This is a genomic window from Actinomadura sp. NPDC049753 (assembly GCF_040674655.1).
Classification (GTDB): domain Bacteria; phylum Actinomycetota; class Actinomycetes; order Streptosporangiales; family Streptosporangiaceae; genus Spirillospora; species Spirillospora verrucosospora.
In genome coordinates this window covers 1-8593 of record NZ_JBFARL010000275.1, presented here as the reverse complement: position 1 = coordinate 8593, position 8593 = coordinate 1, and the positions used below count along the sequence as shown (strand labels likewise).

Annotated in this window: 9 protein-coding genes and 1 pseudogene; 2 read left to right on the top strand and 8 right to left on the bottom strand. The window is 68.5% G+C overall.

Features of this window, described 5'->3' with window-relative positions:
- Positions 1-900 precede the first annotated feature (900 nt).
- From AB0K37_RS38105 to AB0K37_RS38095, 3 genes are all read right to left on the bottom strand, one after another.
- Entirely contained in the window at positions 901-1770 is an 870-nt protein-coding gene (locus AB0K37_RS38105; protein WP_363989949.1) for a hypothetical protein, read from the bottom strand.
- A 28-nt stretch (positions 1771-1798) separates the two neighbouring features.
- Positions 1799-2029 (bottom strand): hypothetical protein, encoded by a 231-nt coding sequence (locus AB0K37_RS38100; protein WP_363989946.1) that lies wholly within the window; start codon positions 2027-2029, stop codon positions 1799-1801.
- Positions 2030-2465: 436 nt separating this feature from the next.
- On the bottom strand, positions 2466-2777 hold the full coding sequence (locus AB0K37_RS38095; protein WP_363989945.1) for a hypothetical protein: 312 nt from the start codon (positions 2775-2777) through the stop codon (positions 2466-2468).
- A 170-nt stretch (positions 2778-2947) separates the two neighbouring features.
- Between AB0K37_RS38095 and AB0K37_RS38090 the strand changes: the two genes are divergently transcribed.
- Entirely contained in the window at positions 2948-3574 is a 627-nt protein-coding gene (locus tag AB0K37_RS38090) for an SMI1/KNR4 family protein (protein ID WP_363989942.1), read from the top strand.
- 27 nt (positions 3575-3601) lie between these two features.
- Here AB0K37_RS38090 and AB0K37_RS38085 read toward each other — a convergent pair whose 3' ends face one another.
- The gene (locus tag AB0K37_RS38085) at positions 3602-4564 is read right to left on the bottom strand and encodes a hypothetical protein (protein ID WP_363989940.1); all 963 of its coding nucleotides are present in this window, start codon (positions 4562-4564) and stop codon (positions 3602-3604) included.
- A 487-nt stretch (positions 4565-5051) separates the two neighbouring features.
- Between AB0K37_RS38085 and AB0K37_RS38080 the strand changes: the two genes are divergently transcribed.
- Complete coding sequence (locus tag AB0K37_RS38080) at positions 5052-5453, top strand: hypothetical protein (protein ID WP_363989938.1); 402 nt, start codon at positions 5052-5054, stop codon at positions 5451-5453.
- Positions 5454-5568: 115 nt separating this feature from the next.
- Here the strand turns inward: AB0K37_RS38080 and AB0K37_RS38075 are convergent, their stop codons facing one another.
- The 4 genes and pseudogenes from AB0K37_RS38075 to AB0K37_RS38060 form a co-directional block, all read right to left on the bottom strand.
- The gene (locus AB0K37_RS38075; protein WP_363989936.1) at positions 5569-6153 is read right to left on the bottom strand and encodes a DUF1877 family protein; all 585 of its coding nucleotides are present in this window, start codon (positions 6151-6153) and stop codon (positions 5569-5571) included.
- 12 nt (positions 6154-6165) lie between these two features.
- On the bottom strand, positions 6166-6546 hold the full coding sequence (locus AB0K37_RS38070; protein ID WP_363989933.1) for a barstar family protein: 381 nt from the start codon (positions 6544-6546) through the stop codon (positions 6166-6168).
- Positions 6547-6964: 418 nt separating this feature from the next.
- Positions 6965-7651, bottom strand: coding sequence for a DUF899 family protein (locus tag AB0K37_RS38065; protein WP_363989932.1), 687 nt, complete (start codon positions 7649-7651; stop codon positions 6965-6967).
- A gap of 846 nt (positions 7652-8497) precedes the next feature.
- Positions 8498-8593, bottom strand: a pseudogene (locus AB0K37_RS38060) (ParA family protein); the annotation flags it as partial.

Sequence of the window (8593 nt, the reverse complement as noted above, 5' to 3'; positions counted from 1 at the left end):
CCCCGCGCCAGGCCGTCCGGAGCGTGCGGCGTGGGCGCCGGTCACCGGACGGCCGCGCCGGGCCGCGCGGCCGCATCATCCATCATTGATCGGGGAACTGTCGCGCTTCACACCCGCCTTATGAAGTGCGGCATGGGCACGAAACCGAACGCGAGCGCACCGACGCCGCTCCTCATCGGGAGTGGCATCAGAGCACATGCAGCGAGAGGCCAGCCACTCCAGATCCTCCGGACTCAACCACACGGCCACGCGACCCTGGTTCGCCTCATGTTCGGGATCAATTGGCTCTGGTGATCTCGGCATGCCGCGGGCCTACATAGAAGACTTGGCACAGGATTGCCTCCGGCGGGGGCACTCCGGCTCTGAGAAGCCCGGGGCGCGCCTGTGACGGTCGCCGCGGGGGCGGCGGTGTGCGTGCCACGCGGGAGGGCGGCCCCGTGCCACTTGCGTGCCAGACGAGAGCGCGGGAGCTGTGGGGCGTAGCAGCTCAGGACCTTGATCAGGCTGTGTGATCTTGTCGCGTGTCCGTGCCATTAGCGCGCCATTAGGTCTGTGGACGGAGAGCGTGCGCCGTCCCGGACGTGTTGCCGAGGCCCAGGTCAGGGCGGCTGGGCAAATGATCACGGCTCCTTGCAAGCGAGTGGCCGCAGGTTCGAAACCTGCCGCGCCCACCCACGTCAAGGCCATGATCCGCTCTCGCGGATCATGGCCTTTAAGCTTGTGAGTGACCAACTGGGTGACTACGGCTCCTGATCCCTCCATCGCGGTAGCGCCCTGTTCCATCACCGGCCGGATCTGCAGCCGGTTGGGTCTGGGGACGCGTTCGGGGGAAGGGCGGTCGGAAAGGGTAAGGCGGGAGGGGAAGCCCCTCCCGCCTCTAGTCGGGTAAATGGTGCGATGTCAGGCGACATCACCACATGCCGCCCTCGACCAGGCGTCGAACAGGCGACCCGCCGACCCGCCGACCGGCCCGATGCTGTCCCGCAGCGTCTCAGACGCCGGAAGCCGAGCATCGTCCACCGCGGATACCGCGAGCGCAGCATCATCGATGGTGGACGAACAGACCGTGAGCAGATAGTCGGGAACCTTCAGCGCGGGATCTGTGCACCCCACGAGAGGTGTGCCCACGGCGGCGATCAGGGGGAACGCCGTTCCCGGAATCCCGATCGTCGCCTCAGCCCGTGCCGAGGCGTTCAGCGACGGAACCTGGCTGATCTCGTATCGGGCCCACAGCGCCGGGTTCTCCCTCGGGTGTAGACCGACCATGATCCGCTTTCCGTCCGTCCGCAGTCTCTCTGCGGCCGCCAGCAGGAGAGCGGTGCCGGGTGCCGCTTCCCCGGTCGGGTCGGGGCGGGTGACGCTCGTCAGGACCAGTACCAGCCCCGGCTCGGGCACCCGCTCCGGCAAATCATCGGTCTGCGGGGAACCAACGACGGTTACCGTCCCCCGCCCCGTGCCGAGATAGTCGGCGAACGCATCGGCCGCCGCTCGCGACGCGGCGGTGATCGTTCGCAGCCGCGGGCGCAACTTCCGGGCGCCAACGACTTGCCGCGGCCCCAGATAGGCGAGCTCGCTGGCGGCCAGGGGCAGCCTCGGAAACCGACCGGCGACCTCCACCGGCCAGTCATCGGCCCCGGCGACCACGAGCAGGTCAGCCGCCGGAGCCGTTTGTGGTGTCGCGGTCGGCACCGGATCCCCGGGCTTGATCCGCGACTTGTCGGGCACCACCTGAGTCAGCTGCCAGCCGCGCCGTTCGGCCTCGGCGAGCAATGGTTGCACGTGGTAGGTGGCCCAGGGCTCATTCGTCGCTATCAACACCCGAAGCGCTTCGTTCGCCCTGGTACATGGTGATCGTGACATGTCCTTTCCTCTCGTTTGCATAGATCGACCCGCTTTGAGCCGCGTACTTAACTGTCAGCGAAATCGCCGGGAACGCCAGAGGGAGAGGAGGACTGCGCGCCATGACGGCCTGAACAGCCATCGTCTTCACCGAGCCGGGCTCCAGGTCGCACGTCAGCGCGTAGGACACTGCAACCGGGGCAGCGCCTCACCCGTCTCCGCAGGTAGCGCCGATGACGCCCCTGGCCCGGAATCCCCCGGCCAGGGAAGCCTTCAGAGGCTCGCCCTTCCCGCCGCTGCCTCCGTCGGAGAGTCTTTCGGCAACCTGCTCCTGGTGGACGTCAACGGGTCCAGGGTCGGCCCGCAGAGGCCGCACTGTGAGGAGGATGTGGCTCGATAGGGGCTTGATCGATCTCCGGTCGCGGTGTTGCCCGCGTGGCCGTGACCGGCGGCATGTTCTCCCCTAGTTTGGGGGCAAGGAGGCGTCGTGGCGGCGGTTGCTCAGCGGGACGGGATAGGCGTGATGGTCACGGTCGGGGTAGACACCCACGCTGACGTGCATGTCGGGTCGCGCAGCGTCGCGCCGTCCTGCGGCCTGCCCCACGGCGGTCGGGCTATGGAGTTCGTCAACGGTTGTGCGGAGCGTTCAGTCGTCGGGTGAGGTCGTCAAGGCAGTCGTCGAGGTCCTGCCGGGTATTGAGGTCGTAGTGGGTGCTATTGGTGGCGCCGGTGAGGAAGTCGCCGACATCGAGTTCGGCCTCGCCGCTGGTCCAGACGGTGAGCTGGACCGCGCGTTGGGTGTTCTCGCAGGTGACCCATGCTGCGGACTTGTCGCGGGCCGGGCCGATGGTCAGGCGCCATTGAACGTTCTCTGACTCCCAGATGGGGCCGCGTTCTTGGACGGCGGCCGAGAAGGCGTCCAGGTCGAGCTTGTTCACGGTGGTGATGCTGCCAGGGAGTTCGCCATGCTGCTCGGGCGCCGGTGTGCGGAGGGGTGGTAGGTCGGCGAGGTGGGGCAGACCTGGCTTCCCGCCGGGGTGGGGACGTGAGAACGGTAACGGGGGCGTCGGCGGCTCGGTTGTCGGCGGCGGTTGGCAGTATTCGCGGCGTGATCAGGACCCCGGCTCTTGTGGAATCGTTGCACCGGATCGATGTGTGGCTTGCCGAGCACGCTCCTGCCAGTTATCAGACGCTCAACCCTCCGGCCACCTCCGAGCAAATCGGCGACGCCTTCACACGGATGGGCGTGCCCGTACCGGTTGACCTGGCGACTCTGTTGCTGCGCCATAACGGGACGACCGACCCGGAGATCGGCCAGGCGAACCGGAAAGGTATCGCCCACTTCCTGCCCATGTGGACCAGACTGCTGTCTCTGGAAGAGATCGAAGACGACTACGACGGTCACATGCGGGTCCTTGGAGACCCTGCGGAAGACGAGGATGAAGACGGTCTGGATCCGTGGTGGCATCCATCGTGGGTGTGCTTCGCCTCCAGCGCAGACTCAGGTGTTCACTGGGCCGTCGACCAACGTGCTGGAGGGCGACCAGGGGCGATCCGTGAGTGCGATCGTGTGGAGTCGTCCGTGGGCTTCTCCTCACTTTCGGAGATGATGGCCGCCATCGCCACCAGCTTGGAGTCCGGGCAGAGCCTGTATCAGCATCGCAGTCACCTGCCCCAGGTTGTGGAAGACGGTGTACTCACCTGGGACGTCGGTCCTGCCCAGCCGTCTGACTGACCGCACTCACGGCAAGGGAGCCCTGGGTCACCACTTGTTGGACCAGTAGATGGCGTCCATGGCCACGCGGATGGGCGGTGCGCCGTTCCGGATGTGCTTCCAACCGGCGTCGTTGAGGCTGTAGTTCAGCCGGTAGTGGCCCGAGACCCTGTCGCGCAGGTCGCTGTGCCGGAGACCGGCGATCGGGGCATAGCGCACTCGGTGCTGGGCTCCGATGGACGCGGGCGCGGCGCTGGAGGAATTGACGGCCTGGTCCCGGTCGGTGGCGACCAGCGTCCAGTCGGTGCCGCCGTCGGCCTGGGGGAGTTGCGTGCCGATCCAGTTCATGAACGAGTTCGTCCCGCTCATCTCCCGGCACTGCTTGTCGGACGAACAGAACGCCGACACGATGGCGCCTTGGTGCGGAGTGCCGAGCGTGACCACGTCTTGGATCAGCAGCTTGGGCGGCCAGCCCGGCTCGTGGCGCGCGTAGCCGGCGATCGCGGCGCGGGCGACCAGGCCGCCCATGGAGTGCGCGACGATGTCGACGGTCTGGCCCTTGGACGAGTAGTTCTTGTAGATGTTCTGGGCGAGTTTCCTGCCGAGATCCTTGATGGACGTGTCAGTCGATCCCTTGGCGATCCGCACGCAGTTCTTCGGGTCGTCGGTCGAGTAGTAGCCGACCCGATGGAATTTGCCCGTCCAGCCCCAGCCGCGCATCGCTTTCACCGCGCTGCTCCACTTGTCGGCGCATCCGGTGTCGGTGACCTTCTGCCGGTATCCCTTGATGAGATAGACGGGCGTGTTCGCCGAGTCTCCGCCGACGCGGGTGGCGCCGGCTGCGATCTGCGCGGCGGTGAGGCTTTGGGCCGCCTGGGCGGTCTTTGTGCCCCCGGCGCTCAGCTTGGTCTCCTGAGCGGGCATCGCGTCGCACGCCACCAGCGCCAGGCCGGTCGTCATGACGAGGCCGGCGGCGGCGAAGGCGGCCTTGCCCGGGATGGTGATCGGCATTTTTCATCTCCCCTTCGGTAACTTGTGGAGAAATTACTCGGGGGGATTATTTGTGTGGAGGGCTGAAGGGCCTCAAAGTGCTGGAGAACTTTTGGGGCCCTAGGGCCCTGGTGGCGTGGGGACCCCAGACTGTTTCGCAGAATTATTCGTCCGTTCCGTCGGTGTATCGCCGGTGCCCTCGCCTGAGCGTCAGATTCGTATGGAACCAGAGATGGCCAATAAACGCCTAGGAAGAAGTCTTTCGGGGCCGCGGACCGGACCGCTACGACCTCCGGCGCCGGCGGCGTGTGGTTCAAGGTCGTCGCCATGGCCGCCACCATCGGCCTGTTCGTCTTCGGCCCTGGTGAGCCGCGCTGGTCTGCGGTCAGTCTGGTCCGCGAAAACTCCGGGGAACGCCTCCCCGGGGTTGTCCGGCGAGTCGGCCGAGGGACGGTACTCCGGGACGCTCGTGATCGCCACGGGTGTTCGCGCAAAGGAGACCGATGTCATGAACCCTCGCTTTTCCGTTACCGCCATCGTCCTCGGCGTCCTCGGCGGCATCGCCCTCAGCGGCGTCGTCGGTGGCGTCCTCGGGGGCGGTTCGGCCGGTGTCGCCGCCGGCATCGTCGCCGTCGTGATCGGCGTCCTCTTCGCTGACTCGACCGCCGGCGACGAGTCGTGGAACGCCATCAGCGGCGTCGCCAGGGGCATCGCCTGCACCGTCGCCTGGGGCATCGGCGGCACCATAGCCGTCGTGGTCGGCGGCGTCCTGACGGGTGCCTTGGGCGGCTTCGGCGGCTTCCTCGGAGGAGTCGGCGGCGGCGTCGCCGGTGGCTTCGTCGGCGGGGGCGCCGGTGGCGTCCTCGTTCGCGGAATCGTCCACGGCGTCGTCCGTCTGAAGCGTCACTAGATCGCCTGCGGGGGCTGCGAGGTCCATGCGGGTATCCAACCGGGGCCGGCTTACCCGGCCGGTCCCTGCATTGCCTGGTCCCGTGGCCAAGGCCACGGGACCAGGACAGTCGCGGTCAGACGATTTCCTTGATGACGGCGTTGCCGGCGGTGGCGGCGCGGGAGTAGAAGTCTCGGACGGTGTCGAAGGTGTTCGCCAGGACGCCGTGTTCCACCATGTCCCAGGATTCGCCGCTCTGGAGGCGTCCCCAGCCCTCGAACGAGTAGGGCTGGGTCTCCTTGAGGAATGCGTGCCGGTCGCGGATCAGCGCGTCGCGGTCCAGGCCGCGCAGGAAAACGTCCACCGCGCGCACCTGGTCGGGGCGCAGGAGGCGGGGAATGTGCAGGAGGGAGCCTTCGCCGGTTTCGTTCATGACGAGGCCGCCCATTACCGCGTCGCGGGCGGGCGGGTCTCCGGAGGCGCGCTCGTAGTCCTCGTTCGGTTGGCCGGTCAGCAGGACGTGCAGGGCGTCCCAGGCTCGGTGGGTGTCTATCTCCTCTAGCTTTCCCAGGGAGCCGGACGGGTCGTAGCCGAGTTCGAGGGGCAGGTCGTCCCAGACGGTCCGTAGCCGCCTGAGGCCCGCGTGCAAGCCGTGCGGATGATCGAGCAAGGCCGCGACCTCGGCGCCGTCGTACCTTGTCAGCCACATCCAGTAACCCATGGGCCTCCAGTCTCACACGGCGGGCGGTAGGTCCGGATCATGCCAGGGTGACGCGCATTCCGCCCATGGCCAGTACGTCGAGGGCCTCGGCGAGCAGGTCGAAGGGCTGGCCCTCCGGGTCAGGATCTGGGACAGGTGCTCGCGGGCGGTCGAGGCGTCGTGCCAGAGCAGGGTGGCCGGGGCCGTGTAGCCGAAGTCGCCGCTAAGGCAGTCGGCCAGGGCGTCCAGGCAGCCGCCGAAGTAGCCGCCCGGGCCGTTCACGGCCTCGCCGAGTGCCAGGTAGAGGCCCGGTTCGTCGGTGATGTGCCGGCCGTCGACTGCGTAGGCGTGACCCGGCGGGCGGTCGCGGTAGGGGCGCCGCCTGCTCGGCCGGGACGATGCGGACGAGCTCACGGCAGGAGCCCAACCACTGATGACCGTTGTGCACTCGGAGTGGGCCCGTGTAGGCCTCGGGTGGGCCTTCGTAGTCGTCCAGGCCGGTGAGCGCGAGGCTGTCCGGGAACCGCCCTGCGCTCTCCGCGTCCTCCAGCAGCCAGGGGCCGAGAGAGTCGTCGGTCGGCGCCAGCCATCTCGGCGGCCCAGCCAGTCCGGAAGCTCGGCGCGTTCTGGGGCCCAGCCGAAGAGTTCGTACGTGCCGCGCCGGGGGTTCCTGAAGAGTCCGTCCACCGTGGGGCATGTTCCCCAGACGTGGCCGTCCTCGTCGGTCAGCGTGTACCGCCCGGGACGAGCGCCGTTCTGATGCACGGTGGGGATCATGCCCCGCCCCGGGCTTCGCGTCGAAGGCTCTTCCCGGGGCGGGCGTGCGGCGCTGTCAGGCGTCCTGGCCGTAGTGGGCGGCTATCTCCTCGGAGCTGGGCCAGCGGGAGTAGGTGGGGGACTGGGGCCAGCCTTCGGGGACGTCCTGCCACTCTTCCTGGCGGCCGTAGGGGAGCAGGTCGATCAGGGGGAAGGCGTGGCTCAGTTGTTCGGTGCCCCGGCCGTTGGTGTGCCAGGTGCGGTAGACGGTGTCGCCGTCGCGCAGGAAGACGTTGACCGCGAAGCCGCCGCCGGGAGGCGCGCCCACGTCGGCGCCGAACGGGCTGTTCGCGGTGGAGTACCAGGTCATCTTGTTGCCGACGCGTTGCCTGTAGGCGAGGGCCTCCTTGATCGGGCCCTGGGTGACGACGACGAACCGGGCGTCGTAGGCGTCCAGGAACTCCAGCCGTGTGAACTGGGACGTGAAGCCCGTGCACCCCGGGCACTGCCACTCCTCGCCGGGGAACCACATGTGGTTGTAGACGATCAGCTGGGACCGGCCGTCGAAGATCTCGGCCAGGCTGACCGGGCCCTCCTCGCCTTCCAGCGTGTAGTCGGGCATCTCGACCATCGGCAGGCGGCGGCGCTGGGCGGCGATCGCGTCGAGTTCGCGGGTCGCGGCCTTCTCGCGTGCGCGCAGCTCGTCGAGGTGGCGTTGCCAGGTCGCGGCGTCCACGACGGGCGGTAGTGCCTTGGCGGTCATGGCTCCTCCAGGGTCCGCAGGGTCTTGACGTGTGGACTCCGCCCGGTCGCCGAACTCATCGCACAGAGGCCATGGTTCGCCCCCGCGGACCATGGCCTCTGTGGGTGGAGCCGGTTACGGACGCAGGTAGTGGCCGGGGTGGTACTGAATGAAGGACGGGGACGCGGGCTGCAGACCGGGCTGGGGGTCTGTGTCGAAGACCGTCTGGGTGTCAGGGCCGAGAGTGGCGGCGAAGCGGTTGAGTGCCGCCGGCCGGGTGTCGGGCCAATGGGCGGTGTCGATCCGGGTGAGGAGCGCTCGCAGGGTCGCGATCTCCTCGGACGCGGTGAAGGAGCAGTGGTAGCCGCGGTCGACGTAGAGCTGCCTGAGGTTGGCCGGGTCGCGTACCTGGGCGGCGTACCAGCGCTGGTTCTCCGGCGGGACGTTGCCGTCGCCCGTCGAGTGCAGGGTGATGACCGGCCGGGGCGTGCGGCCGGACGGGGTGCCGTAGCGGTTGAGGTAGCGGACGGCGGCGGGGTCCGCCTTGATGCGCGGCGCCGCGTTCAGGCGCGCGAGGTCGTCGCGGAGGCTCAGACCGGCCTCATGGTAGGCGCGCTTCACCAGGGCCTTCTGGCTGGAGCGGGCGAAGAGCGTCCGGTAGTCCACGCCGGTGTTCCAGGACGGGTTCCCGCCGGCGAGCTTCTCGATGTCGGCGCGGTTGGCGCCCCAGAAGGCCCCGCGGTCGTAGGCGGCGTAGTAGACCTGCTGCTCCACCTGGCCGGCGACCGTGTCCGGCACGGGCGCCCGAGACGTGTAGCGGCCGGGGATGTCGGCGAGGGCGGCGGCGAGGGCGAGGCGGGCGCGCCCGATGACGGACTGCCCGTAACTGGGCGCCTCGGACACCCGGACGCTGCGGGGGATCACCGTGTTGAGGACGACGTCGCCGAAGTGGCTCCGGACGTC

What these genes read in the sequence shown, in the direction of transcription:
- AB0K37_RS38085 (WP_363989940.1), bottom strand. Translation starts at nt 4,564, where the DNA reads ATGCCGATCACCATCCCGGGCAAGGCCGCCTTCGCCGCCGCCGGCCTC.
- AB0K37_RS38080 (WP_363989938.1), top strand. Translation starts at nt 5,052, where the DNA reads ATGAACCCTCGCTTTTCCGTTACCGCCATCGTCCTCGGCGTCCTCGGC.
- AB0K37_RS38075 (WP_363989936.1), bottom strand. Translation starts at nt 6,153, where the DNA reads ATGGGTTACTGGATGTGGCTGACAAGGTACGACGGCGCCGAGGTCGCG.
- AB0K37_RS38065 (WP_363989932.1), bottom strand. Translation starts at nt 7,651, where the DNA reads ATGACCGCCAAGGCACTACCGCCCGTCGTGGACGCCGCGACCTGGCAA.